This window comes from Bradyrhizobium sp. Arg816 (assembly GCF_029989365.1).
In the GTDB taxonomy this organism is placed as follows: Bacteria; Pseudomonadota; Alphaproteobacteria; order Rhizobiales; family Xanthobacteraceae; genus Bradyrhizobium.
This window is the reverse complement of the sequence record NZ_JAPRAQ010000017.1, coordinates 126047-152820: the sequence shown is the minus strand read 5'-3', so window position 1 is coordinate 152820 and position 26774 is coordinate 126047. Positions and strand designations below refer to the sequence as shown.

The 26774-nt window shown below is 61.7% G+C and carries 14 protein-coding genes; 6 read left to right on the top strand and 8 right to left on the bottom strand.

Annotated features, from left to right (window positions below; genetic code table 11):
* Window positions 1-257 precede the first annotated feature (257 nt).
* Together OWC48_RS32295 and OWC48_RS32290 are read left to right on the top strand one after the other, a co-directional pair.
* On the top strand, window positions 258-1361 hold the full coding sequence (locus OWC48_RS32295) for an efflux RND transporter periplasmic adaptor subunit (RefSeq protein ID WP_282523621.1): 1104 nt from the start codon (window positions 258-260) through the stop codon (window positions 1359-1361).
* Window positions 1358-4423 carry an efflux RND transporter permease subunit gene (locus OWC48_RS32290; RefSeq protein WP_282523603.1) on the top strand — a complete coding sequence of 1022 codons (3066 nt, stop codon included), beginning with the start codon at window positions 1358-1360 and terminating at the stop codon, window positions 4421-4423. The genes OWC48_RS32295 and OWC48_RS32290 overlap by 4 nt, the downstream gene beginning before the upstream one ends.
* Before the next feature lie 6 nt (window positions 4424-4429).
* On the opposite strand, the gene OWC48_RS32285 is transcribed toward OWC48_RS32290, so the two are convergent.
* From OWC48_RS32285 to OWC48_RS32255, 7 genes are all read right to left on the bottom strand, one after another.
* Window positions 4430-6259, bottom strand: coding sequence for an SLC13 family permease (locus tag OWC48_RS32285; protein WP_282523602.1), 1830 nt, complete (start codon window positions 6257-6259; stop codon window positions 4430-4432).
* Window positions 6260-6311: 52 nt separating this feature from the next.
* The gene (locus tag OWC48_RS32280; protein ID WP_282523601.1) at window positions 6312-8141 is read right to left on the bottom strand and encodes an SLC13 family permease; all 1830 of its coding nucleotides are present in this window, start codon (window positions 8139-8141) and stop codon (window positions 6312-6314) included.
* A gap of 54 nt (window positions 8142-8195) precedes the next feature.
* On the bottom strand, window positions 8196-9578 hold the full coding sequence (locus tag OWC48_RS32275; protein ID WP_282523600.1) for a M20/M25/M40 family metallo-hydrolase: 1383 nt from the start codon (window positions 9576-9578) through the stop codon (window positions 8196-8198).
* A 101-nt stretch (window positions 9579-9679) separates the two neighbouring features.
* Complete coding sequence (locus OWC48_RS32270; RefSeq protein WP_282523599.1) at window positions 9680-11329, bottom strand: MFS transporter; 1650 nt, start codon at window positions 11327-11329, stop codon at window positions 9680-9682.
* Between the two features lie 72 nt (window positions 11330-11401).
* The gene (gene glsA / locus OWC48_RS32265; RefSeq protein WP_282523598.1) at window positions 11402-12400 is read right to left on the bottom strand and encodes a glutaminase A; all 999 of its coding nucleotides are present in this window, start codon (window positions 12398-12400) and stop codon (window positions 11402-11404) included.
* Window positions 12401-12601: 201 nt separating this feature from the next.
* Entirely contained in the window at window positions 12602-14167 is a 1566-nt protein-coding gene (locus tag OWC48_RS32260) for an AbgT family transporter (protein ID WP_282523597.1), read from the bottom strand.
* Window positions 14168-14578: 411 nt separating this feature from the next.
* Window positions 14579-16177, bottom strand: coding sequence for a DcaP family trimeric outer membrane transporter (locus OWC48_RS32255; protein ID WP_282523596.1), 1599 nt, complete (start codon window positions 16175-16177; stop codon window positions 14579-14581).
* A 562-nt stretch (window positions 16178-16739) separates the two neighbouring features.
* On the opposite strand from OWC48_RS32255, the gene OWC48_RS32250 reads away from it, so the two are divergent.
* The 3 genes from OWC48_RS32250 (at window position 16740) to OWC48_RS32240 (ending at window position 20491) form a co-directional block, all read left to right on the top strand.
* Complete coding sequence (locus OWC48_RS32250) at window positions 16740-17957, top strand: ATP-binding protein (RefSeq protein ID WP_282523595.1); 1218 nt, start codon at window positions 16740-16742, stop codon at window positions 17955-17957.
* Window positions 17958-18270: 313 nt separating this feature from the next.
* On the top strand, window positions 18271-18906 hold the full coding sequence (locus OWC48_RS32245) for a response regulator transcription factor (protein WP_282523594.1): 636 nt from the start codon (window positions 18271-18273) through the stop codon (window positions 18904-18906).
* An 883-nt stretch (window positions 18907-19789) separates the two neighbouring features.
* Complete coding sequence (locus OWC48_RS32240) at window positions 19790-20491, top strand: response regulator transcription factor (protein ID WP_282523593.1); 702 nt, start codon at window positions 19790-19792, stop codon at window positions 20489-20491.
* On the opposite strand, the gene OWC48_RS32235 is transcribed toward OWC48_RS32240, so the two are convergent.
* Complete coding sequence (locus OWC48_RS32235; protein WP_282523592.1) at window positions 20464-23265, bottom strand: hybrid sensor histidine kinase/response regulator; 2802 nt, start codon at window positions 23263-23265, stop codon at window positions 20464-20466. The genes OWC48_RS32240 and OWC48_RS32235 overlap by 28 nt on opposite strands.
* A 444-nt stretch (window positions 23266-23709) precedes the next feature.
* Here OWC48_RS32235 and OWC48_RS32230 point away from each other — a divergent pair, with 444 nt between their 5' ends.
* Entirely contained in the window at window positions 23710-26712 is a 3003-nt protein-coding gene (locus OWC48_RS32230) for an autotransporter domain-containing protein (RefSeq protein ID WP_282523591.1), read from the top strand.
* The last annotated feature ends 62 nt before the right edge of the window (window positions 26713-26774 follow it).

The following is a 26774-nucleotide window of genomic DNA, read 5'->3' as shown; positions in this document are numbered from 1 at the left end:
CGCGCGACTGCTTCACCTGACGATTGCATCATGCGTCGTGGACGGAACCGGCGACATCGGGTGATTGCCTGATCATGCCTCAGGAATCTGCTGATGGCCGGGCACGGATTCCATCCGGCGCCACCGAGTAGATTTACCGATGTTGACGGCGGACTCCTTCGACAAAAATGCGGATGGCGGTACCGGGGAAAATGCGACTGCGGACTGAGCAATCCTCCCGGCAAGATCTCACTCCCGGAACGGAACAGGTCATGTTCATGCACGGCAGCCGATCCGCGCCTCGAAACATCCTCACATCGACGCTGGTAGCTGCGTTCTCGCTGATGCTGGCAGGATGCGGTCGGGAAACCGAAACCAAGGACGCATCTCCACCGCGGATCGTACGCACAACGACTGTGGAAAAACGCAAGGTCACAACGCCGCTGACGTTCTCCGGCCGGGTCGAGGCGGAAGACGAGGTAAATGTTGCCTTCCGGATCTCGGGACGCCTGTTGACCAATGACACCAAGATCGGCGACCGGGTCAAAGCAGGCCAGGTGCTGGCCCGATTGGAGTCGCAGAATGAGCTAAGCACGTTGCGGCAGGCGCAGGCGTCCCTTGCCGCCGCTCAGGGGCAATTGACCCAGGCGCGTAATCACTTCGATCGCCAGGAGACGCTGTTGGCGCAGGGGTGGACCACGCGCGCCAACTATGATGCCGCAACCCAGGCACGGCAAACCGCGCAATCGCAAGTCGATGCGGCCGAAGCGCAACTGAGTTCTGCGCACGACCTCGTTGGTTTCACCGAACTCAAGGCCGATGCACCCGGTGTGATAACTGCCACAGGTCCGGTCGCCGGCGAGGTCGTCCAGGTCGGGCAGATGATCGCCAGGATCGCACGGCAGGACGGTCGCGATGCGATCTTCGATGTCCCCGCTCAATTGATCAGGTCGGCCTCCACCGATCCAGAGATTACTGTCAGCTTGGCTGACGATCCGTCGATAACGGCGCAAGGGCGCATTCGCGAAGTCGCTGCACAGGCCAGTGCGGTGACCCGAACCTTCGAGGTCAAGGTCGGCCTGACGGATCCGCCAGCCGCGATGCGGTTGGGTGCGTCAGTGATAGGGCGAGCGAGTACCACTGCAGGGCCGATGATCGATATTCCATCTTCCGCGCTGACCAGGATGAACGAGCAGCCCGCCGTATGGGTCGTCGACCGGGCCACCGCCACGGTCGCGGTGCGCAATGTGGACGTGCTGCGGTTCGACGAAGCGCAGGCCATCATTTCCCAGGGGCTCGACATCGGCGAAATAGTTGTCACCGCCGGCGTTCAGGCGTTACATCCGGGTCAGAAGGTCCGGATTCTTGGATCCGAGCCATGAGCGGAATTAATCTTTCCGACTGGGCTCTGAAACACCGTTCGCTGGTCGTCTATATGATGATGATTGCGGTGGTCGGGGGGGCGCTGTCCTATTTCCGGTTGGGGCGCAACGAAGATCCCGCCTTCATCATCAAGACCATGGTCGTCCAGGCCGCGTGGCCTGGCGCAACCGTGGAAGAGACGATGAAGCAGGTGACTGAGCGCCTCGAACGTCACTTACAGGAAACGCCGCATCTGGACTTCCTGCGAAGCTTCACAAGGGCCGGTGTCGCGACCGTCTTTGTGAATCTGAAGGGGAGCGCGAATGCGAAACAGGTGGCCGACACCTGGTACCACGTACGAAAGACGATCGGAGACATGCGTCATACACTCCCCGCAGGCGTGATCGGGCCGGGTTTTAATGACGAATTCGGTGATACATTCGGCATCATCTATGGCTTTACCAGTGACGGCTTCACTCAGCGTGAGTTGCGCGATCGGGTCGAGGACATCCGCTCAAGGCTGCTTCTCGTACCTGACGTGTCAAAGATCGAGCTTCTGGGCGAACAGGATGAAGTGATCTTCGTCGAGTTCTCCACGAAGGAGCTCGCGGCCCTCGGAATTGATCGGTCCGCTCTTATTGCGGCGCTTCAGTCGCAAAACATCGTGCGTCCGGCGGGAACGATTCAGACCGGCTTGGAAAGCATCTCGATTCGGGTATCAGGCAGCTTCCAGTCGGAGCAGGACATCGCCAACATCAATTTTTCGGCCGGCGGCCGCATGCTTCGCCTGAGCGATATTGCGCAGGTGCGACGTGGCTACACGGATCCGCCCCAGCCGATGTTTCGGATCAATGGCAAACCGGCAATAGGCCTTGCAATCGCCATGCGGGATGGCGGCGACATTCTCGCGCTCGGCGCCAATATCAGAAAGGCAATGGCGCAGATCACCGCGGATCTCCCCATTGGAATCGAGCCCAGCCTGGTCGCCGACCAGCCCGTTGTCGTCGACCAGGCGATCCGCGAGTTCACGGTCTCGCTGATGCAGGCGATCGGCATCATCATGGTGGTGAGTTTCATCAGCCTGGGCGTACGACCCGGCCTGATCATCGCGCTGGCCATACCGTTCACGCTGGCGATCGTGTTTCCGATCATGGGACTTCTCAGCATCGATATGCAGCGAATATCGCTTGGCGCGCTCATCATTGCGCTCGCATTGCTGGTCGACGATGCGATGACCACGACCGATGCGACGCTCAGTCGGCTCGCAGAGGGCGCCAGTAAGATCGAGGCGGCAACTTTCGCATATCGGACCCATGCAATGGCGATGCTCGCGGGCACGCTGGTGACGATAGCGGGCTTTATACCGGTCGGCTTTGCCGCGAGTTCGGCCGGTGAATACACGTTCTCGCTCTTCGCCGTGGTCACGATCGCACTGCTGGTTTCCTGGTTCGTTGCGGTCATTTTCACGCCACTGCTCGGAGCAGCGATCCTTGTTCCGCCGAAGCAGACAAGTACGGCGGATCCGGGCAGGATCTTCCGCATGTATCGGAGTTTCCTGACTTTCGCGATGCGCGCGAAATGGCTGACGATCGCGATCTCCTTGGCGCTCTTCGTTTGTTCGGTGCTTGCGCTGCCGCTCATCCCGCGACAGTTCTTTCCATCGTCGGACCGTCCTGAATTGCTCGTGGACCTGAGTTTGCCGCAGAACTCGTCAATCCACGCGAGCGAGGCTGCGGCAAAGCGCCTGGATGCTGCCCTTTCGACCGATGCCGATGTGGCGCGGTGGAGCACCTATGTCGGGCGCGGCGCCATCCGCTTCTATTTGCCTCTTAATGTTCAGCTCCCGAACGATTTCTTCACGCAGGCCGTGGTGATCGCCAAGGATGTCGCTGCACGCGAGCGCCTGCATTCCAAGCTTGAAAAGCTACTCGCGCAGGAGTTTCCTAACGCGATTGCGTTCGTTTCTCCGCTTGAGCTCGGACCGCCGGTTGGATGGCCGGTGCAGTATCGGGTCAGTGGGCCCGACGTGGAACGGGTGCGCGAAATCGCGCTCAAAGTCGGACAGATCGTAGCCTCCAGTCCGGACACCAAACAGGTGAATTTCGATTGGATGGAACCCAATCGCCAAGTGCGTATTCGCGTGGACCAGAATGAGGCTCGCCTTCTCGGCCTCAGTTCGCAAGCGATCGCGACAGTCCTGAATACGGTCATATCCGGCACACCCGTTACCCAGGTTCGCGACGATATCTATCTGGTCAATGTGGTGGCGCGCGCGACCAACGAGCAGAGGGGCTCGCTGGACGGTCTGCGCAACTTGCAGGTGGCGCTGCCGGGTGGGCAGACTGTTCCTCTCAGCCAGTTCGCCTCCTTTGAATATGACCAGGAGTTTCCGCTCGTCTGGCGGCGCGACCGCATTCCGACCCTGACGGTTCAGGCTGCAATTGCCGGCGACAAACTGCCGGAGAGCGTGGTTACGTCGCTCTCGATGGCGATCGAGAACTTCAGAAAGAGCCTTCCTTCGGGGTACAGCGTCGTCATAGGTGGCACCGTAGAGGAAAGTCAGAAGTCGCAGGCGTCTGTGCTGGCGGTGGTGCCGGTGATGCTGTTCGTCATGTTTACCGTCCTCATGGTGCAGCTCCAGAGCTTTCCAAGACTGTTCATGGTGCTCAGCGTGGCGCCGCTCGGCCTTATCGGCGTGGTTGCAGCGTTGATGCTGTCCGGCAGGCCCCTGGGTTTTGTCGCCATTCTCGGCGTGCTCGCGCTGCTCGGCATGATCAGCAAGAACGCGGTCATTCTGATCGGTCAGATCGACGCCGAACGCGCTTTGGGCAAGACGGCCTGGGACGCTGCGGTGGATGCCAGCAGCTCCCGTTTTCGACCGATCATGTTGACGGCCGTATCGACTGTTCTCGGGATGATTCCAATCGCGCCAACAGTATTCTGGGGACCGATGGCATTCGCGATCATGGGCGGGCTCCTGGTCGCCACCGTTCTGACGCTGGTCTTCCTGCCGACGCTGTATGTGGCCTGGTTTGCGCGGGACGAGAAAGAACAGCCGTCTGCGGGATCGCGCCCGGCCTGACGGCCGCTAAAATCGGAGCAGCCAAGGCACCAGCGCCAGGGTCGTTACCATCACGACGAGGGTAAAAGGGACACCAATCTTCAAGAAATCGCCGAATCCGTAATTGCCCGGTCCGACCACCAAGGTGTTCACCGGCGAAGACACAGGCGTCATGAAGGCGGCCGAGGCCGCGATGGCGATAGTCATCGCGAAGGGATACGGCGAGGCGCCGATGTCCTTCGCGACAGCGAGCGCTACTGGCGCCATGAGCACCGCGGTCGCCGTATTCGAGATGAACAGGCCAAGGGCAGCCGTGATCACGAAGAGCAGCGCCAACAGGAATCGCGGTGATGCCTCGCCCGCAAGATGCGTCACCGCGTCGGCGGCGAGATCGACGCCACCGGTTCGTTGCAGTGCCAGCGAAAAGGGCAGCATGCCGACAATAAGAACCAGGCTCTTCCAATTGATCGAGGCATAGGCGCTGTTGAAATCCACGCAGCCCAGCAACCCCATTAGCAAGCAGCCGATCAGAACCGCGTGCACGTTCGGCACCACACCGCTCACCATCATACCGACCGTCAAAGCCAGCACCGCCAGAGCCTGAGGTGCGAGGTTCGCGGCCGGCAGAACGTCTTTGTGCTCGGTCGGTAGGTTCAGGACGACAAGATCCGAGAATTCGGATTGCAGCTTGCGGATGTCAGACCAGAAGCCGGTCAGCAGAAGGGTGTCACCGACCTTCAAGGTCTCATCGAGCAGCCCTTGGCTCACGACCTCGCGACCGTGCCGCAACCCCAGCACCGTCAATCCCATTTCGCTGCGCACCCGCGCTTGCAAGATGCTCTGGCCAATCAGCTTGGACTCCGCCGGGACGATGACTTCGACCATGCCGATCTCCTGCGAACGATCGGTGAAATAGCCGCAATCGCCCAAAGGGAGCTTTTCGACCATATAGTCATTCAGCATCCGGTTGGTTTCGGCAGGGGACGCGATGACGTCGAGCAGCAAGATCTGCCCGGCGGCGAGCTCGGTCCTTGCGTTCGGGCGGATCGCCTCGGACCCGAAGCGGCCGGGAAGCTCGATGGCGAGCAAATTCACGCCACTGTTCCGGAGCGGGAGCTCTTCCAGGCGCTTGCCGACCAGTGGCGATTCAGTCAGCACGCGTACGCGCAAGGCGCGATCGGTGAGGCCATACTGCGTTACCCAATCAAGCAAGTTCGGCTGACGGCGCTCGCCGTCCACACGCTTGGCCGAGACGGGCAGAAACCGCCGAGCGAACAACATATAAGCAATGCCGAGCGCCAGGAATGTGAGCCCAAAGGGCGTGAAGCTGAAAAAGCCGAAGCCTGCCGCACCCTGGCGGATCAGCTCGGCGTTGACCACGAGATTCGGCGCCGTCGCGACGAGGGTGAGCATGCCGCTGATCAGGGCCGCAAAGCTCAAAGGCATCATCAGCTGGCTCGGCGCGGCACCCGTGTTCTGACAGATGCGCAGCACGACCGGGATGAAGATGGCCACCACGGCGGTCGAGCTCATGAATGCACCGAGCCCGCTGACCGCGAGCATCAGCAGCACCAGCATGCGCGTCTCGCTGCTGCCGGCAGTCGCATTCAGCCAGTCGCCGAGGCGACGCGCCACGCCGGTGCGCACCAGCCCTTCTCCGATCACGAAGAGGCCTGCGATCAGCACGACGCTGGGATCGCTGAACCCTGCCAGCGCCTCGTTGATGGTAATCACCCCAGTAAATGGCATGATCACGATCATCAGCAGCGCGACCGCATCCATGCGCGGGCGATTGGCCATGAACATCACGATCGCGGCCGCAAGCAGCAGAAGAACCAAAGCAAGATTGGTGTTCATACGGAAATACCCGGTCGGTTAGGACGCAAACCAATCATCCTGCGCAAACTGCTCATCCTGCGAATGGCCAGAAGATGGGCACGACAAACGTGCCTACCAGGAAGAACCAGAGCAGCAACGGTAGACCCATCCTCCAGAAATCGCCAAATCGGTAGCCGCCGGGGCGCTGCACCATGAGGCTCGCTGAGGCGGCGATTGGCGTAAGAAAGGAAGCGGCCGCAGCCACCGCCACAGTCACCAGCGCGGTGCGCGGCGAGACACCGACAGCTTCCGCGGAGGCAATGGCTATCGGAATGACGATGAGTGTCGTCGCTGTGCTGCTGATCAGCTGGCCGATTAGCGCCGTGAGCAAGAACAGCCCCGCCAGCAGCGCGTACGGGCTCGCATTGCCGACAATGGCAACGAGTGTATCGGCGATGAGATAGGCTGCACCCGTCTTGTACATGGCGGTCGAGAGCGGGATCAGTGAAGCGATCATGATCAGCACGTTCCAGTTGATCGCCCGATAGGCTCGTTCGATCTTGAGTACGCGCAACAGGATCACCGCGCAGGCCGCCGCCAATCCAGCGACGACTCTTGGCACGACGCCCGTCGCTAGCAGCGTAACCATGACCGCGAGAATGACAATGGCGCGTATGGAGCCAGTGCCCAGAGGCCTGGCCTGGCTGCGGATCATGTCAGGAGCAGCAACGACGAGCACGTTGGGATCGCGCCCGTACTCCTCAAGCGCTTCCCAACGGCCTTGCAGCAACAGCGTGTCACCCGCCGCAAGAACGGTTTCGCCCGGTCCGAGATTCTCGCCGCCGCGTTGAACTCCCAGGATAATCAGATCGCCACTTTCGGTGACCATGCCGGGGAAGACGGTCTCTCCGATCAGACGAGAGCGGGGCGGCAGCACCACCTCGGAAAAGCCGTGGCTATCGTTGAACAGTGCCTCCCGCATTTTGCCGATTGTCTCCTGGCAGGGCGTCAGGCCATGCTGCTCCGCGAACGCGTCCATCGCTGCCTGCTCACCGCGCATGATGAGCCGATCGCCTTCCACGAGAGAATGTTGCCACGAGATGCTGTTCTGGCGGCGAGGGCGAATAGCGATGAAGCTGAGCTCCGGGTGGTTCTCGCGCTCCAGCCGCGATTCCAGCACTGCCTGCAACGTGCCGAGATAGGGCGAGGCGGCGGTGATCTCGAGCTGGTGCACTTGGTCAAACAGCTTGTATTGCTCGGTCAGCATGCGCGAATGGTGGCTCAGATCCTCCGGCATTTCCCGGCTAGTGCGCACCGGTAGCAGCGTATCGCCGAAAAGAATCACGATGGCCACGGTGCCTGCCAGGAGCGGTACGCCGATCACCGTCATCTCGAAAAAGCCGAAGGGCGCGAGGCCGACATCGCTCGCCGCGTCGGAAAGCAGCACGTTCACAAGGCTTCCGGTCAGTACCAGCATCGAACCCGAATAGGAGGCGAAGGCGAGAGGCATCATGAGTTGCGCAGGCGGGCGCTTGAGCCGGACGGAGACGATCACCAGCACGGGCAGCAGGGCAGCCACTGCGCCACCCGAGCCGATCAGCGCCGTGAGAAAGGCCACGAGCAGCATCGACAGCGCCAACAGGCGTGTCCGGCTTTCGCCGGCGTAACGGATCAGCACCTGGCCTGCCCACGTGGTGACGCCGGACGAATCCAGGCTGGCACTCACCACGAAGAGTGAAGCAATGAAGAGTATCGTGGTGTCGCCGAAACCTGCCAGCGCTTCGGAGAGCTCCAGAATACCGGTCGCGTAAAGCACGAGTGTCGCACTTAGCGCCACGACCGCGACTGGCACCCAGTTCGAGACGAACAGCAGCACCATCGTGGCGATGATGGCGAAGGTAATGAGTATATGCGGCGTCATCGCACCTCGCGAGGGCGGTCTGGCCCGGAGCCAGCGCTGCTTGCCCGTGCCGCTCTACCGCGACAGCGCTTCCAGAATACGTGCCCAGGAGCGGATGCCCTTATGGAAGCTCTTGAGATTGTACTTCTCGTTCGGGCTGTGGATGCGGTCATCCTCGAGGCCGAAGCCCGCAAGCACCACGTCCATGCCCAGCGATTGTTTGAGCTGATGGGTCACGGGAATGGAGCCGCCACCGCCGATGAAGACTGCGGGCTTGCCCCATTCGGCCGTCAGTGCGTCGCGCGCCTTGCCGAAGGCCGGCGCCTCGATCGGGAAGCGGATCGCCTGACCCGCGCCATGCTCCAGGAATTCCACACGGCAATCGGCCGGGACGCGTGCATGCACATGCTCCCGGAAGGCTTTGCGGATGGCATGGGGGTCCTGATCGAAAACCAGACGGAAAGACACCTTTGCCGATGCCATGGCGGGAATCACGGTCTTGAATCCGGCCCCCTGGTAGCCGCCGCCCATGCCGTTGATTTCGCAGGTCGGGCGCGACCAGACCATCTCCAGCGCGTCGCGGCCCTTCTCGCCGGCGGGAATCGAAAGCCCGATGGCGCCGAGGAAGGACTTTGCGCTGAAGTTCAGGCTGTCCCATTGCTCGCGCAGCGCCTTGGGAAGTTCCGGTACGCCGTCATAGAAGCCGCGCAGCGTGACGCGTCCGTTGTCGTCGTGCAGGTCAGAGAGGATGCGGGCGAGGATGCGGTTCGGATTGGCCGCGGCCGAACCATAGAAGCCCGAGTGCAGGTCGCGGTCGGCGGCGTGTATGATGACCTCTTCACCGCAGAGTCCGCGCAGCATGGTCTGGATCGCCGGCGTCTCATGGTCCCACATGTTAGTGTCGCAGATCAGGCCGATATCTGCGCGCAGCTCTGCGGCATGGGCATCGAGAAAGCCCGGCAGGTTCACGCCACCGGATTCCTCTTCGCCCTCCAGCAGGATCGAAACCGGAATCGGCAGTTTGCCGGTGACCGCCTTCCAGGCGCGGCAGGCCTCGACAAAGGCCATGAGTTGGCCTTTGTCGTCGGCGGAGCCGCGGCCAGTGATGATCTTCGCGCCATCGGGCATCGTCTGGATAGACGGGTCAAAGGGATCGCGATCCCAGAGCTCGAGAGGATCGACCGGCTGCACATCGTAATGGCCGTAGAACAGCGCCGAGGGGCCGGGCACGTTGCGGTCATGCGCCACGACCATCGGGTGCCCCGGTGTCGGGCGCACCGAGGCGTCGAAGCCAATGCTCTTGAGGTCGGCCACGTGCCATTCGGCATTGGCCATACATTCGGCCTTGTAAGCCGGATCGGTCGAAATCGACTTGATGCGCAGGATCGCGAACAGACGCTCGAGAGCCGCATCGAGATTTGCGTCGACGTTGGACAGGACATCATCGAGCTTGGTCATGGAGCCCTCCGGAGGATCGTCTGAGCCGTTGGTCAGTACGCGCGCGATCGCCACATCGTCCGTTGTCGCAAAGGCTGTTCCTTGCCGCGAGGTTACGATTGCTATTCGTTCCTTCCGCGCTTACGCGGCGCCGGGTCGGGAATTTCGCCTGGCAGGAAGTTGGGGAGCTTTCCTGCCGGGAAAATCGCAAGCAAGGCAACGCCAGCCATGATGATGAGGCCAATTTTCAAAGCGCGTAATCGCACGACAGTGTTGACGCGCACCGCTTCCGCCACTTGAGCCGGAGAGGCCGTGGTTTGCTCCATCACGCTCTGCAGCCGGTCATTGCTGATGAAGGTGATGTTATCCAGGTCCAGCTGCGCCTGTATCTCAGGCGGCAATTTTGGATTTTCGGCGACGGTCCGCAAAACAGCCGCGCTTAACAGGCCGACGAGGAGTGCCCCGGCCACCGCTGTGCCGACGGCCGCGGCGAGATTGTTGGTCGTGCCGCGCAGCGAGCCGACGTCGCCCGCGAGTTCTTTCGGCGAAGCCGTGACCAGCACGTTGAACAACAGTGTGACCAGCGATCCCTGTCCAATGCCGAAAATCACCAGCCCAAGGAGAACCGGGACGGCGCTCCAATCATTCCTCACGACAAAGGCGAGCCAAAGGAGCGCCACCGTGCAGAGTATGAAGCCATAGCGTCCGATCTGCCTCGGCGTGAACCGACCATAGAACCGCACGATCAGCATCGCCGCGAAGAAGACGGTGAGGTTGAAGGGCATCATGGCGATTGTTGTCGCCAGCGGCGTGCGCCCCTGCACGATCTGGATGTATAATGGAACCGAGAAATTGAGCATCGCTTCCAGCGCTACGACAGCAAACATCGCATACACCGCCGCCCGCTCCTGCGGGGAGTCGATCACCTCGAGCGCAAGAAGCGGCGTCTTCCCTGCAGCCTGCTGTCTGTGGGTCCAACTCAGAAAGCCCTGACCGAGCACGATACCCACCACGATCATGATCGGGGCGGGAGATACGCCAAAGAGGTCGAATGGCGCATTGGGCCCCGCCAATCCCAGCCCCCACCGATTGAGGTTGTTGAAACCGAAGCTGATCAGAATGATGGCTGCGGCAGCGAGAATGACACCTACGAAATCGATCCGGACCTCCGGACGCGCCTCATCGGGCTTGAGACGAAAGCTCAAAAGGAAAACCACAGCCGACACGGCGATCAGAATCCCGAACGCAGGGCGCCATCCGATGAATGTGCCTAGAGTACCGCCGATGACAAACGCCAGAACGCCCGCAGCGGCGCGCGCGGAACCCAATGCGCCAACGGCCGTTGCCTGTTGCCGCCCCTTGTAGTTTTCCGCGATAAGCGCGACCAACGACGGTACGATCACCGCACCAGCCGCGCCGGACAAGGACTGCGCAGTAATCATGAGATCCGCGTTTGGACTGAACGTCATCAATACCTGCGCGGCGCCGAACACGGCAACGGCAACGCGGAATACGTGCGTCGCCCCGTAGCGCTGTGTCAGCTTCGCACCGAGCATGACGAAGCCGGCAACAAGCATCGAATAAGCCACGATACCGGTGGCGACAGTCGTGGGCGGAACGCCAAAACTGTTGACCATCCCTCCCAGCGCAACTGGCAAGGAGGCGACGTTGAACGACATGATCATCTGGCCGAGGGCGATGGTGATCATCGGCACCCAGGATGCATTCTCTTCTTCAACGGAGTGAACCGTCGTCGCAGATGCCATCGTCATGGCGTGTCCCCTGTCATTCCTTCTGAAGTCCGGCCAAAGTCGGTGCGGGCTGAATCTCCGAAAATTGCAAACCTACGCTTCCGGGTTGGACATGAATAAATCCATGCCCAGCCGCTGCGACAGATACTTCGCTACAAGCTGTCCCTTGACGCTGTTTCCGGCGCTGTCGAGCGGCGGCGCAAAAGTCCCCAGACCGCCCTTTCCCGGGGAGACCGTGACGATCCCGCCGCCGATGCCGCTCTTGCCGGGGAGCCCGACATCGTAAAGCCAATCGCCTGATGTCTCGTACATTCCGGCAGTAGTCATGACGGCCAGTGCGTAGTGGCAGACCGACGGATCGACCACGCGCACTTTCGTGATGGGGTTCACGCCACCGTCCGCTAAAGTCGCACCCATTACCGCCAGATCCTTGGCACTCACATTCAGCGCGCATTGTCTGGTGTAAAGATCGGTCGCCTCAGCCGGATCGCAGTAAATCCGTTCGAAACTCTGGAGCAGGCGGGCGATGCTCTGGTTTCGGAAGTTGGTCTCCGTCGCCGAGGCATAAACCTCGTCGTTAAGCGCAAGCGGGCGGCCGGCGAACTGTGTTAATCCGTCGTAGATGAACTTCCATTTCGCATCAACCGTCGTTCCCGGTACGAGGCTTGTCGTTGCAATCGCGCCCGCATTCACCATCGGATTTGTCCTGCCATCGGGACTTCGTTCGACGGCGGCGAGCGAGTTGAACGGAAGGCCGGTCGCATTCGCTCCAAGCCTTTGGCGTGCCTGCTCGGGCCCCAGGGCCTGACAGGCCAATGCAAAGATGAACGGCTTGGAAACGCTCATGATGGAGAATTCGTATTCGGCCGCCCCTACGGCGTATACCGCGCCGTTGGTGCCGACCACGCAAACGCCGAACAGGTCGCTCGGCACTTCGGCGAGCGCGGGATAAACTTGAGAGTTCTTGCCGTCCGTATTTGATTTGTAGCGCGCGTACACCTCGTCGATCAGCGAGATGACTTCGGCTTCGGCCGGCAGGTGCCCGGTTGATACATAGGAATAGTTGTTCTCGGCATCGGCGTTCGCATTCATTGCGCGTTCCAAGCCTCCATAATGAGAAGCACCGAGGGAGCCCCGACATGTGTCGGGTCAAACCCTCCTCACTCGCCGTTTTCGTTCACTGCCTTTAACGAGGTCCAACGGACCGCCATCTAACGTTGGTTTTCCTTGTTGAACAATCAGGCCATTTACCCGGACATCTCGGGGTTTTTCCGGGTTAGGCTGCCTTGCGCCTCACAATCCCCAAGGCAAGCCCAGCAGGTACCACGCAACGAACAGCACGGTCCAAATGATGGCCATCCAGAGAGTGTACGGCAACATCAGCGCGACAACCGTCCCGACGCCCGCTTTCTTGTCGTAAATCTGGGCAAATCCGACCACCATGGCAAAGTAGGCATTGAGGGGGGTAATCGCGTTGATCGGCGAGTCGCCGACGCGGTAGGCGGCCAGGACGGCTGCGGGATCGACGTTAAGCTGCACGAACACCGGTACGAAGACCGGCGCGAAGATGGCCCATTTGGCGATCGCCGGCGTGAACACGAAGTCCAGGATCATGACGACAATGATGAAGCCAACCAGCAGCCACAGCGTGCCGATATTCGCGCTCTTCAAGACATCGGCCATCGTCAAGGCCATCAACGTTGGAATGTTGCTATAGTTGAAGTAATCGACGAACTGGCTGATGACGACGAAGAGGAGGATGGTGCCGCTCAGCGAAGCCACCGCCTTGGTCATGGCCCCGATGACGGCCGTGGAGCTATTCACCGTTCGCGCGCCGATGCCGTATGCGATCCCGGTTGCAAGGAACAGCACCATGATGACCCCGATCAGGCCGTTCATGAATGGTGAGTTGCCGATCAGGACGCCCGTCGTCGGATTGCGCAGGGGCGCGCCCGACGGAACCGTCAACAGAAGGAAGAGGATCACGACCCCGAGCAGAGCAAAGCCGCTGTACCTCAGCCCACGCGACTCGTCGGCGGAAAGCTGCCCTCCGTTCGCCTCCGGCTGAGTGTTGGCGGTCTTCTCGGCCTGGTAAGCGGCCAGCCGTGGCTCGATGATACGGTTGTTGATGAGCGCGATGACGATGGTCAGGACAACAACGGAGGCGATCGAGAACGAGACGTTGGCGGTCAGATCCAGCGACGTGGTGGGATTGACCATGTGGATTGCGTCGTTGGTGATTTCCGTCAGAACGGCATCAAGCGGCTTGATGATCATGTTCACGGTGAATGCACCGGCGACTGCGGCAAATCCCACAGCGAGCCCGGCGAGAGGATGCCGGCCAACGCTCAAGAAGGCGGCGCCGGCCAACGGGATCAACACCACATAGCCGGCGTCTGCGGCGATGCTGGACAAGATGCCGACGAACGCGACGATGTAAACGAGTGCCCAGCTCGGAGAGACGGCCACGAGTTTTCTGATCAACGCGTTGACCAGGCCGGCTTCCTCGGCGACGCCGACGCCCATCATGGCGACGATCAACAGCCCAACCGCGGTGAAACCCATGAGGTTTGGCACGAGCCGGGTGTAAATATGACGAATTCCATCCGCCGTCAGCAGGCTATTGGCGGCAGAGGTCGCGGTCTCGATCTTGTGAGTATCCGGATTGATGGCCTGATAGGTGACGCTTGCCCCCAACATGTAGAGCAAGTGAGACAGCACCAACACGATGGCGATGAGGATCAGAAATATCACGACCGGGTGCGGGACGCTGTTTCCGACACGTTCGACAGTGTCGAGGGCTCTTTGCGTCATCGTCTTCGATGGCGGCGTGTTCGTGGCGTCACTGCGCGCGCTCATGTCGGAAATCCTCCCGCTCCATTAGCGACGGCTGGAGCAGCGCTGGTGCCATGATGATCCATGCCATGAGAACAGCGAGGAGGGATCGGACGCCAATGCGCGCTCGAAACCGCTGATCTCGTAATCAACGCGACGACCCCGCTACTCCTCTGACGAAGATGCCAGCGTCATCGCCGCGAGTGCGGCGACGATCTGAAAGGACCATGGAGACACGGTGGCCTCTCGGGAGAGGATCGCTCATCCTTTCGCGATCTGTCCGTTCACACGCTGCCTTACGAACAATCAATAAGGCGCATCAAAATCCGGCTGAATACCGAATGCGCCTAGATTGTTCCGGGGCAATTACCGACCCGAACGAACGTCTGTGTCAGCAAGGCTTCCATGTCTGCCTGCGAAGCAACAAGGCTGTCTTCAGAACCGCACAGTGGCCGAGCCAAGGATGCGATTGGCGGTACCAGAGCCGGTGCTGACCGGGGCTGTTGCTGCGGTGCCGCCGTACACGTCCCGATGGGAGTAGACATATTCAAGACCGACGTCGAGCCATCCGGTCCCGACGCTGTTGCCACGAAGCTCGGCGAACGGGCTCCAGATCAAATTGACGATCCCCTGCTGCATGGTGCTGTTCAACGACGTCGCCGAGGCAGATCCCGGCACGAACAATTGCGCATAGGACGGATATTGCTGCCATGCGTAGGAGTAGACGAAATTGCTGCGCCATTGCGGTGCCCAGAAGCGGCGGTAGCCTGCGCTCGCGCCATAGGTCGGCAGGGCGTCGAGGCTGGGATCGACAACGCCGGGCAGGCCGATGTTGGACAGCGCATCCTGGCCGAAGGTATTGCCGCCGAAATAGCGCCCGATGCCTTGGCCGTAATAGGCCATGCCAACCAACTCGTCCGGACCGAAAGCTGGTGACAGCCATCGCATTGGGAAGCGACCGCTACCTGCGACACCCCAACCGGCGGTGTTGCGCTCGACCGCTGGCGGCGCCGCCGCCGTACCAGCCGTGCGGATGGTGAGATCGCGCAGCAGGCCGCGCAGGTCGAGGCCCAGGCCATCGTTCCGGTATTCGAGCCGGCCGAGTAGATCGGGCACGGAGGCAAATGACGGACTCAATCCACCAAAGCCAGCCGGGGTGCTGATCTGCGTGAATACGCCTGCCGCGGACGTGTACTGCGTATCCGGCATCTCGATCGAAACGTGCCCGGTCAATCCCGGAGCCAATGTTGCGGTCGCCCGAACCTGCGCCTGGCGCACGAATGACTGGTTGAGATTGGTCGAGAAGTTCACGGTTTCATAGACGCCCTCGTTCCACAGGCTGTTCGCCCAGCCGGCCAGGACACGAAACTGTTCGCTGCCGACCTCGCCCCAGGCCTGACGGAGCCGAAAGACCGCATTGGGTGAGGCTGCCGTGCCCCCGCCGAAGTCGCCTTCCAAGCGGGTTTCCAGAGTGCCCCAGGCGGTCGCCGTGCGCGTATCCATACCGATGCGGCTGAACCGGGCGGACAATCCGGTATCGCCTCCCTGGATGTCGGCGGGGCTTCCGGAAAGCGGAATGGTTTGCACTGTCGGCGCATCGGACTGATTGCGGCCATTGAAGTCGTGGTAGCCATGGACGTTCGCGAAACCGTAGAATCGTACCTCGGACTGCGAACCCGGGATGCGCAAGGACAAACCCGGGAGATCAGAACGCAGCGCGTCCTCGCCTTCGCCGTCGAACTGACTGCCCATCGGTTCGGGCGGACGCAGGCCCGGAATGGGCGCCGCCGCGGCTTGTGGCGGGACCGCAGCATTCGCAGTCATTCGCGGCTCAGTCGACGCAACCGGAATCGCCGGCGGCTTTTGCCCGGCGGTCGGCGCGACAACGTCACGACGTGCGGTGGCGGCCTGGGACTTCGAATGCTTATCGCGCGTTTCGAGTTCGTCGACGCGATGGCGCAGCGCGCTGATCAGCTTGTCACCTTCTGTCGCGCGGGCTTGCAGCGCATCGAGGCGGCGCATCAACTCTTCCATGGAAGGTTTCTGCTCCTGACTGACGGGTGTCTGCGCCAAAGACGGACCGGCAAATATTGCGATTGATGCAACGCCACAAAGCGCTTGGAATGTTCGCACGCAAGCCTCCTGTTGGCACGTTCAGGGCACATCGAGTTTTGCGCTTGATTTCGGCGATCGCAAGCCGGCTCCATCGAAGGTCGAAATTTTCGGCGAGATTGTGCCATTTCGGTTGTACCGCAGCGCAGTTGCATCGCCGCTCGGTCGGCTCAACATCATCCTGCAGCGCAGAAAGCGATCTCAGGATAGGGACGGGTGCGTGAAATCGAAATGGCTCACAATCCCACCACTTGTGCGCTGCGTCCCGTATCGTCGCGTCTTGGGTGTCGTCGCCATATTTGCGTGGCACGAACTGCATAGTCATATGCCGGAATTCATGTCAGTTATGCGAGGTTTTGGTCTTCGGACAATACAACCTGCTGGCTGAGGGTAAGATCGAGCGTATAATCCGGTCTCTCCCCTAGGGCGTTTCCTGTAGTCCAGTGATCGATGCTGGGACGACTGGAGAGGGGGAGCTTCGAGATTGAGCGTTGAGTTCGACCTCGAAAACGACCCGGAAAGTTGGGTGCGTACCGTGAAGCCAAACAGTACTCCTGCTTGCGAGCCGACGCGTCCCTTTATCGACGGTCACCTGATTGGCCCGGACGCAATTGGCGATCGCTCATATTGGACACACTCCGAAGAGCTCCTTTTTGCGGTCCGCCCCTCACGGGGCGGGCGCTTCGTGTACGAGGCAATCAATCAGGCCTTCGAGGCTCTCCTTGGAATGTCGCAGCAGGAGGTCCGAGAGCTGGACGTCTTCGAATGTCTTGCCAAGGAAGACGCCGAGCGTCTCTGTGAAATCCTCAAGGGATGTCTTGCGGAAGGAACCGAGGCCAAAATCCACCACAGTCTGATGCTCGGCGGCTTGCTGCGGGATGTCGAGACAACCGTTGTTCCGATCCTCCATCCCATGGCCGGCAATGCGGCCCGGTTGATTGGCGGTCATCGGTTACTCCACAAGGAGGGTCTCGACTGTATGACTGAAGAGGCTGCTTTCCTTCACGGGGACGTCAGCCTGATGTCCATCCGCGAGGACATCCACCAGCGGATCGCATCGGAGCTTCATGATTCGACATGCCAGGAGCTGGTTGCCGCCAGTCTTGGTGTGATGCGTGTCCGCACTTGCCTCGATAACCCGCGCGGCGTCGAGCGGCTTTGCGATGATATCGACGCGTCGATCGACGCGGCACTCAAGGAAATCCGCTCCCTGACCTATCTGCTCCACCCCCAGGATCTGACGGACCGGGGACTCAAGGCGACGATCGAGCAGCATGCCTTGGGGTTTGGTGCACGTACGTCGTTGCGGGTGAGCACGAGGATACCCGCCGCCGTCGATAAGCTACCTTACGCGAGCCAGCTCTCGGTGCTGCGGGTCATTCAGGAGGCGCTCACGAACATATTCCGCCACGCGAAGGCGACGGAGGTCAGAATCGTCGTCGAGGCGATCGAGGGGCACTTCCATCTGACGATCAGCGACAACGGGCGCGGTTTTCCGGTCGATCACACCAAACGTGGCAACGGTGCGATATCGCCCGGTGTCGGCATTCCCGCCATGAGAGCGAGACTTAAGCAGCTTGGGGGCACGTTCGAGATCCGGTCCGATCCTGCACCGCGACACTCCGGCACGACGCTGTGCGCGGTGTTCCCGCATGGTCTCATGACCAAAAGGCGCAGCCGGCGCGCGTCACTGAAATCATAAGCCAGCGTGTGCACGGAATGACGGAGATCAGGGACTCCGAGGGCAGGCAGTCTCTGTCCGTCGGTTCCCGGAGTTCCCTCCATGAAACGAAGGCTGATCGACGATGATCGTGTCGCGGTCCGATTTGGGGTGCGCGCGGGCAAGGCCGGTCGATGTCTGATCGGAAACGCTGATCCTTGGTACATCCGCCCGGAGATATCAGGGTTTTGTAGGATAACCCATTGAGGGATAATCGGTAGATTGGCAAACCTGACTGCTGGAAATCTCCATCGATTGCCCGACAGGTTCTGGGCCCGCATACGGGAACGACGCCGTGAAACGCATCGTGGTTGCGGATGATCATGAAGTCGTACGTTCCGGGCTCCGAGCGATCGTTGAGAGCCGCTCGGACTGGATCGTGAGCGGAGAGGCGACCAACGGCGAGCAGGCCGTGGCTTTGGCGATGGAGACACGTCCGGACGTCGTGATAGCCGACTATTCGATGCCGCTGATGAACGGACTTGAGGTCAGCCGCCGCCTCAAGTCGATGCACCTGCGCACCGAAGTATTGATCCTGACGATGCACGAGAATGAGGAATTGCTGACTGAAGCCATCCTGGCTGGCGTTCGCGGCTTCCTGTTCAAATCGGACGCCAGTAGGCACCTGATCTTCGCGATCGAGGCCTTGCTCGATGGAAGACCTTACTTTACGGGCGTTCTGTTGGAGAAGTTGCTCCACGAATACCAGGCCGGCAAGCAAAATACGTCCGACATGCTGCTCACCGCGCGCGAGCAGGGCGTTGTCCAGCTTATTGCAGAGGGACACACAAATAAGTCGATCGGCGTCATCCTGAAGTTGAGCGTAAAGACCGTCGAGACTCACCGCGCGTCAGCGATGCGCAAGCTCAGAATGTCATCGACGGCCGAGCTGGTCCGCTACGCCGTTCGCAGGAAGCTCGTCAATCCTTGATGGAGCTTTCAATACGAGTCGCCGCGTCGCTAGCGATCAGCGACAACGCGTCGGAGCTGATCCGACCTGCGAGGTTCGCTTCTTCATTTGGCTGCCAACCTAGCCTTTTTTCCAAATGCGCTTTGAAATCGTTGAATAATCAAGCAGGTTTTGATTCCGCCATTCCTTCTCCGGCCCATCGTGGCTTCGCGATCGGCCCAAAGTTCATGGCGTGGCGGAGGCGCATGCCTTGACCCTGGCGGATTCCTCGCGAACGACCAGTCACGGATGACGCAGAGGGGGACCCCGATCCAAGGTGCGTCATTCCGACAATGAGAAATCCCGCTGCAGGTTCAATGCACGAAAAGCGGCTTACTTGTCGGAATGGGAATTGATCCAGCAACTAAATCACACGCCTCTCAATCAGCGAGTCCCGGGTTCGAGCCCTGGTGCGCCCACCAAGTAAAAGTCCTTCCTTTTCAATATTATCGCGCGATAGTGGCCGAGAACAAAACGGGTCTCGTGCGATGTTTGTTTTGGTCGGACGTCGCACGCCGGATTGCTGTGCAACTTATCCTTTGTTTCCCTATCCTCACTCCATTCGATACAGCGCGCAGACGCGATGATACAGGCCGATCACGTGCTCGTCGTAGAATAGGATATTCGGGCGAGCAAACGGACGATCCGTTCTGCCCCTCGGTTTGGGTGCCGTCTTCTCCAGAACCAGAATCGGATTGTTCGCTGCGGTGGGCGACTCGCTCCCCCACCCCACGATTTCCATCGCCGCGGTCCGAAGGCCGTGCGTCCCCACCTCGTTTTCGCGGTGCCTGATCCTTGTTCGATGGCCCAAAGCGCGCCAAAAAGAGCACTGCTCGATCTGACAACAGAATGGATTCATAGAACCATGGCAGGACGTCTTCCGTCGGTCCTCCTCGTTGAGGATGAGGTTTTTGTGCAGACGCTTCTGGCGGCTTATCTGGAGAAGGAAGGTGTCGCGGTGACGGTCGCATCCACGGCAGCGGAAATGCGTGCCGCGTTGCGTTTGCCGGATCAGCCCGTCGATGCCATCGCCCTCGACCTCGGTCTTCCCGACGAGGAGGGGCTCGCTCTCGTCCGGCAGTTGCGAACGCGGTTGGACGTGCCGATCTGCATCACGACGCGGGACGACTCCGCAGGCAGCCGCGCCGTCGCGGCGGAGCTCGGCGTCGACGACTATCTGGTCAAGCCGTTCCACCCGCGGCAGCTCGTCGCAAGCCTGATGGCCTTGCTCGGCCGCCGGAACAGCGAGAAGGGTGCGGCGATCCGATTCGAGGGGTGGTCGTTCGATCCCGCCGCACGCGTTCTGACGAATACGCAGGGACAGCCCATTCCGCTGCCTCCATCTGAATTCGACGTGCTGGCGGCCCTGGTGGCCGCGGCAGGACGCACCGTGTCGCGCGCGCAGCTGCTGGATGCCATCGCGTCAGACAGCATCGGTACCTCGTCGCGTGTGGTGGACGTCATCGTCAGCAGTCTGCGCCGCAAGCTGGGCGATCCGGCGCGCATGCCCCGATTGATCGTCACCGTACCCGGCATCGGCTACCGGTTCTGCGCCAGACCGGAATAGATGCGCCGGAGCTCTTCGGCGGAGCGTCCTGCCAGAGCAAGCATGGCGCTGACCTCCGTGTCGATCCCGTCCGTCCCCGATTGGGCGAGGCGATCCTCCAGGGTTGCCGCGGCCGTGCTTAGCCTTGTTAGTCCGGCAAGCCCCGCTGAGCCGGCCACCCGGTGTGCGGCTTGGCGCGCGCGCTCGTGGTCGCCGCGTTGCAGGGAGGCGTCGATCTCCGCCGCGCCCTGTTCGACTGCCGCCAAGGCTTGCCCGACCAGTCGACGGGCGGCCTCTACGCCGAGTGCTTGCTTCAGCGAAGCCAGAAAGTCCCTCTCGTGCGCCTGTGCGCCGACCCGCGCGAGCGGCCGGCCGGCGCAGACTGCGTCGATCGCGCGTTGCAGGTCGTCGGGCATCACCGGCTTGGACAGATAGCCATCCATGCCCGCTTCCAAGCAGCGTTCGACCACGCCCGACGCGACATTGGCGGTAACGGCAACAATCGGAACGGTTGCGCGGTCCCCCGGCAGGGTGCGGATGCGACGGACCAGCTCCGTTCCATCCATGCCGGGCATCTGGAGATCAGCCAACACCACATCAACCGGCTGCTCAGCCAATCGTGCGAGCGCCTGCGTACCATCATCAGCTTCCATCACACGGTGTCCCATCACGCCGAGCAAGCCGGAGAGAACAAATCGATTGTTTTCGTCATCGTCCACGACGAGTACGCTGCGCGACTTCCGCACGGCATCGCCTCGTTCATCGGGGGCCGGGGCTGCGATGTCGTCTGCTTCAGCCGGCGGGAGCGGTAATCGGACTTGAAAGGTGCTGCCCAGTCCTGGTGGACTGTCCGCCTTGATGCTGCCCCCCATGGCTTCAGTCAGTCGCCGGCAGATCGCAAGGCCAAGTCCGGTGCCGCCAAATCGCCGGGCAATCGATGCGTCGGCCTGCGTGAAGGGCTCGAATAGCCGGTCGTGTCTCTCTTGTGGGATGCCGATGCCGGTGTCCATCACCTCCAACCGGATCCAGTCGGCTTGGTCGGCGTCCGGCGCCGCGGACAGGAAAATCTCGCCGGTCTCGGTGAACTTCACGGCGTTGCCGACGAGGTTCAGCAGCACCTGCCGGAGCCGGTCGACGTCGCCCATCACCGCCGCCGGCAATGCCGGATCGGCGGTGACCGTGAGCAGCAGATGCTTCTGCTCGGCGCGCAGGCTCATGATCGCTTGGACATCTGCAAGCAATGCATGAAGGTCGAAGGGCGCGTAATTGGTTTCCAGCCTGTCGTCGGAGATCCTCGCAAAATCCAGGATGTCGCCGATGGTCGCCAGCATTGCAGCGCCCGTCCGTTCGGCGACATCGACCGCGGTGCGCACCTTGCCCGCCAGGGGCATGGATTTCAGCAGATGGATGGCACCGAGCATGCCGTTCATCGGCGTGCGGATCTCGTGGCTCATCACAGTCAGAAAATCCGACTTGGCGCGATTGGCTTCGTCCGCTGCAACCAGCGCGGCCTGAAGCTCGCGAGTGCGCTCGTCGACCGCTTGCTGCAAACGCTCCCGTTCGTGCTCCTTGATGTCCATCAATTCCTGCTGGGCTTGTGCTCTCGCGTTTTGCACCTCGCGGAGACGCCCGACCGCAACCAACATCAGCAGCAGCATGACGGTCAGATTGTTCCAGGCGATTTCCGAGCCTACGGACCAGGAGGCCGGCCACATGCCGAGAATGTGTCCGAGATACAGGAAAAACCTGAGGGCCCCGGGGCTGCTTGCGAGCAAGACCAGCCGGGCATTGCCAAAGCCGCGGCGCCAGCTATCGAGGACGGCGACGATCCATACGACCTCATAGACGACATGCAGGATAGTGAGCACAGAGGCGGCGGTTCGGTAGTCGCCGAAGGCGGCCCACAGCGATCCCGCCAACATTATGCCGCTGAATGCGCCAAGAATTCTCTGCCAAACCGCGATGCGATCCGTTCCGATGAACATTATTCCCATCGTGCAAAGAAGCACATGCGCGATCGGACCGAGGACACCCGGTGCGCGCAGGACGATATCCCCGCCGCCCGTGAGGAAGTAGCGGTACAAAAACCCCTGGAAGGCTATGTCGTAGACGATTTCGGCTATGGCCCCGGCGCCAAGCGCCAGGAAGACTCGATCACGCCGGAGCAAGCCCGGCACCAAAGCGAGGATCGCGATAGTCGACATCGATCCGATCAACAACATCTCGATGAGTGCGTCTGGCGCCTCCGCCTCCTGGAACGTGGCGGGGCTCCACACGCTGGTCTCGATGCTGATTGAAGAGCGACTTTGCACGCGCAGCACGACGACGATCCGCTCCCCCGGCGCGAGCGTAACGGGAAACACGGACCGGGCCGCTCTGACCGGACGGCTTTCGAGGGGCATCCGGTTGCCGGCGAGCAATGTTTCGGAAGGCTTGTCCTCGCCGGGCGCAAACCGGAAATAGCGCACGTCCTCCAGCCGCACGACTCCGACGGACAGCCACCGCGTGACCGGTTGATCGCTGCTGTTATAGAACGTCCCGCGCAGCCAGAAGGCAGAACTGGTGAATCCCCGGGTCAACGCTCGGGGCGACGCTGGACTCCACCCCGGATGCCTGAGCACCTCTTCGGCGGAGAGCCGGCCGTCGCGGTCTTCCAGGAGCGACAAAGATTGCACGAGCAACAGGTGATCCGCGACGCGCGCCAGATCCACGTCATCCTTACCGGCCGCTGCGAAACCACTGGGCAGCGTCAGTCCCGCCAGCAGAACCGTCAGCGCGAGCACGCAGACCGCCATGCGGCGCCTCAGAGCGGCGCGGTGTGCCAGAACAGCCGCCGTCAAGAGTGCGCGCCCTTAACGTATGGGGAGCGGATGCAGTCAGAAGTGATCGACATGGGATGGGAGCCGGGCGGAACGTTGCGAGCAGCGGTCCTTAACATCTTCCCGGTGTTGATGCAGCGCAGATGTTTCCGAGCGGCGCGTCGATCGCGTCGCTGATTGCGGCGCGGCTCTTTGTTGGTACGTCAGGATCGGCCAAACGCGTCGGTGCGCCTTGGTAGCAAAGCCATCCTGACCACGAACGCGCGCATCGTCCTTACATGCATTTACAACGCGCAATGGCATTCCCCGACAAATTCGACGTGAGGGAGGGTAAGCAGGCTTGGGGTGAGTCGCTCATCGCGAGTCGGCTTTTGGAAGTGGGTTCGCGGCCTTCGGGCTGCCGGCGCTGTTGGGGTGGACATGAGCGTTCTTGGAATGCGGCCGGCGGTGCCGACGGTGATCGTTGCGACTTTGACGCGAGGGTTGAAATCATCGGCTGCTGGGATACGGCACGCGCTGCTTGGCACGACGGCGCTGATCGCGGTCGGGACGGCGGCGATCGTCTCGGCAGGCGATGCGAAAGCACAGACCTGGAATGGCGGCAACGGCGATAGTTGGGGGGACAGCACCAAGTGGACGCCCGGGACCGTGCCGAACGCAGTCGATGCGGTCGCGACATTCAACGCGACCAATTCTGTCGGAGGGATCTCCATCGTTAATGTTGGGGGCGGCCCGTTTACGGTGGGCACCCTCAATGTCAACGCCACCGCCGCCGCCATTGCCGCCCGCAGCGGCTTCCAGTTCGCTGTGGGCGGCGTGCTGATCATGCAGGCCAGCACGGGGTCTGCAGCGATCAATGTGCAAACCCAGTCCACCGGGGTCAATCCGCCCGACGTGGCGGCTAACCTTCAACTCAATTCGAACACGGTGATCACGACGGCGTCGACCAGCGCGTCGTTCGGGGTAATCGGGACAGTTAGCGGCGCCGGATCCGTGACGATCTCCGGCCCCGGTACGGTCGGCTTCTCCAGTTCCAATTCCTACACCGGCGGGACGATCGTCAATGATGGCAAGTTCTGCGTTTGTTCCGCTGGGGCCTTGGGCAACACGGCCAACAGTCTGGCAGTGAATGGCGGCATACTCCAACTCTACCGCGTAACGGAAACCCAGAATGGTGGCGTTACCCAGACCGGCGGCAGGATCCAGGGTATAGCGGCGGCGCTGAGCACCACTACCTACCGAATGACGGGCGGCCAGCTGGACATATCCGTCAACGCATCGACGGCCTTCGATATGCAGGCGGGCGGCGTGAGCGGTATCCTGGCGGGATCGGGCGGGCTGACCAAGACGACGAACGGCGCCGTCTTCCTCACGGGCGCCAATACCTACACCGGCGGGACGATCGTCAACGGCGGCACCCTCGGCATTCAATCCGGGGCGAGCTTAGGCGACACGGCCAACAGTCTGGCGGTGAATGGCGGCATACTCAAACTCTATGGCACCACGCAAACCCAGAACGGTGGCGTCACCCAGGCCGGCGGCACGATCCAGAACGGGACGCTGAACACCACCACCTACCAGATGACGCGTGGCACGCTGGACTCGTCGGCAACCATCAACGCATCGACGGCCTTCGATATGCAGGCTGGCACCGTGAATGGTGTCCTGGCGGGATCGAGCGGGCTGACCAAGACGACGAACGGCGTCGTCACCCTCGCGGGCGCCAATAGCTATACCGGGGCCACGACGGTCAATGGCGGCACGCTGGAGGTGGATGGCTCGATCGCGGGCGCATCGGCCGTCACGGTGAACACGGCCGGCACGTTGTCCGGCACGGGCCGTCTCGGCGCGACCACCATCATGAGCGGTGGCACGCTCGCGCCGGGCAATGCGGCAAGCCCGACCGGCTCGCTGAACATCAGCGGCAATCTCGTGCTCCAGTCCGGCGCCATGTACCTGATGCAGGTGACCCCGTCGGCTGCGGCGAACACCCTAGTCACGGGCACGGCGACGCTCGGCGGCGCCGCGGTCAATGCGGTATTCGCCAATGGCAGCTATATCGAGAAGAAATACAACATCCTCACCACGAGTGGTGGCGTGTCCGGGACCTTCGCGTCGACGGTCGCGAACACCAATCTTCCGGCGAATTTCCACACCAGCCTCAGCTACGATGCCAACAACGCCTATCTCAATCTGGCGCTGAACTTCACGCCGGGCCCGTCGGCGCTGAGCTATGGCGGCGGCCTCTCCCGCAATCAGCAGGCGGTCGCCAATGCGTTCATCAATTCCTTCAACAGCAACGGCGGCATTCCGCTGGTCTATGGCGCGCTGAACGGGGCGGGATTGACGCAAGCCTCCGGCGAGCTTGGCACAACCGTGCAGCAGGGGACGTTCGTTGCGATGGGCCAGTTCATGGGCCTTCTCACCGATCCCTTCGCGGGACGCGCTGGCGGGCCGGGCGCAACGAGCGACGCGACCGGCTTTGCAGACGAGCAGGGCGCGAGCGCGTATGCGGCGCGCAAGGCGACCGATGCGTTTGCGATGTTCACCAAGGCGCCGCCGCGCAGCTTCGAGTCGCACTGGAGCGTGTGGGCGGAGGGCTTCGGCGGTTCACAATCGACTGACGGCAATGCGGTCACCGGGTCGAACAACACGACCAGCAGCATTTACGGCACCGCTGTGGGTGCCGACTATCTGGTCGCTCCGAACACGCTTGCCGGCTTCGCGCTCGCCGGCGGCGGCACGAACTTTGGCGTGAATGGTCTCGGCTCCGGCCGTTCCGACCTGTTCCAGGCCGGCGCCTATGTGCGGCATAGCAACGGCCCGGCATATGTCTCCGCCGCGCTCGCCTATGGCTGGCAGGACATCACCACCAACCGCGTGGTGACGGTCGCGGGCATCGATCACCTGCGCGCCGAGTTCAATGCCAATGCCTGGTCCGGGCGCCTCGAGGGTGGGTATCGCTTCGTCGCACCTGTGGCGGGTGGTGTCGGCATCACCCCCTACGCCGCGGCGCAAGTCACGGCGCTTGACCTTCCTGCCTACGCCGAACAGGTCGTGTCCGGTGCGTCGGCGTTTGCGGTGGCCTATGGCGCGAAGGGCGTGACCGACACGCGCAGCGAACTGGGCATTCGCTCCGACAAGTCGTTCGCGATGCAGAACGGCGTGTTGACGCTGCGTAGCCGCTTTGCCTGGGCGCATGACTACAATCCGGACCGCGCGGTCGCGGCGACCTTCCAGGCGCTGCCGGGCGCAAGCTTCGTCGTCAACGGTGCGGCGCAGGCGTCCGACTCCGCGCTCACCACGGCATCCGCCGAGCTGAAGTGGGCGAACGGCTGGTCCGCGGCGGCGACCTTTGAAGGGGAGTTCTCGACCAGCACGCGCAGCTACGCCGGCAAGGGCGTCGTCCGTTATGCGTGGTGAAGAGTCAGGCAGCTGTTACGCTTCTGCGCAAATGCCGTGCTTCCAGTTTCGAGTGGAGGTAT

Excerpts from the sequence above, each read along its gene's own strand:
- OWC48_RS32285 (WP_282523602.1), bottom strand. The coding sequence starts at position 6,259 with ATGAACACCAATCTTGCTTTGGTTCTTCTGCTGCTTGCGGCCGCGATC.
- OWC48_RS32230 (WP_282523591.1), top strand. The coding sequence starts at position 23,710 with ATGAGCGTTCTTGGAATGCGGCCGGCGGTGCCGACGGTGATCGTTGCG.
- OWC48_RS32295 (WP_282523621.1), top strand. The coding sequence starts at position 258 with ATGCACGGCAGCCGATCCGCGCCTCGAAACATCCTCACATCGACGCTG.
- OWC48_RS32235 (WP_282523592.1), bottom strand. The coding sequence starts at position 23,265 with ATGGCGGTCTGCGTGCTCGCGCTGACGGTTCTGCTGGCGGGACTGACG.
- OWC48_RS32275 (WP_282523600.1), bottom strand. The coding sequence starts at position 9,578 with ATGACCAAGCTCGATGATGTCCTGTCCAACGTCGACGCAAATCTCGAT.
- OWC48_RS32290 (WP_282523603.1), top strand. The coding sequence starts at position 1,358 with ATGAGCGGAATTAATCTTTCCGACTGGGCTCTGAAACACCGTTCGCTG.
- OWC48_RS32255 (WP_282523596.1), bottom strand. The coding sequence starts at position 16,177 with ATGGAAGAGTTGATGCGCCGCCTCGATGCGCTGCAAGCCCGCGCGACA.
- glsA (WP_282523598.1), bottom strand. The coding sequence starts at position 12,400 with ATGAATGCGAACGCCGATGCCGAGAACAACTATTCCTATGTATCAACC.
- OWC48_RS32260 (WP_282523597.1), bottom strand. The coding sequence starts at position 14,167 with ATGAGCGCGCGCAGTGACGCCACGAACACGCCGCCATCGAAGACGATG.
- OWC48_RS32270 (WP_282523599.1), bottom strand. The coding sequence starts at position 11,329 with ATGACGATGGCATCTGCGACGACGGTTCACTCCGTTGAAGAAGAGAAT.
- OWC48_RS32240 (WP_282523593.1), top strand. The coding sequence starts at position 19,790 with ATGGCAGGACGTCTTCCGTCGGTCCTCCTCGTTGAGGATGAGGTTTTT.
- OWC48_RS32280 (WP_282523601.1), bottom strand. The coding sequence starts at position 8,141 with ATGACGCCGCATATACTCATTACCTTCGCCATCATCGCCACGATGGTG.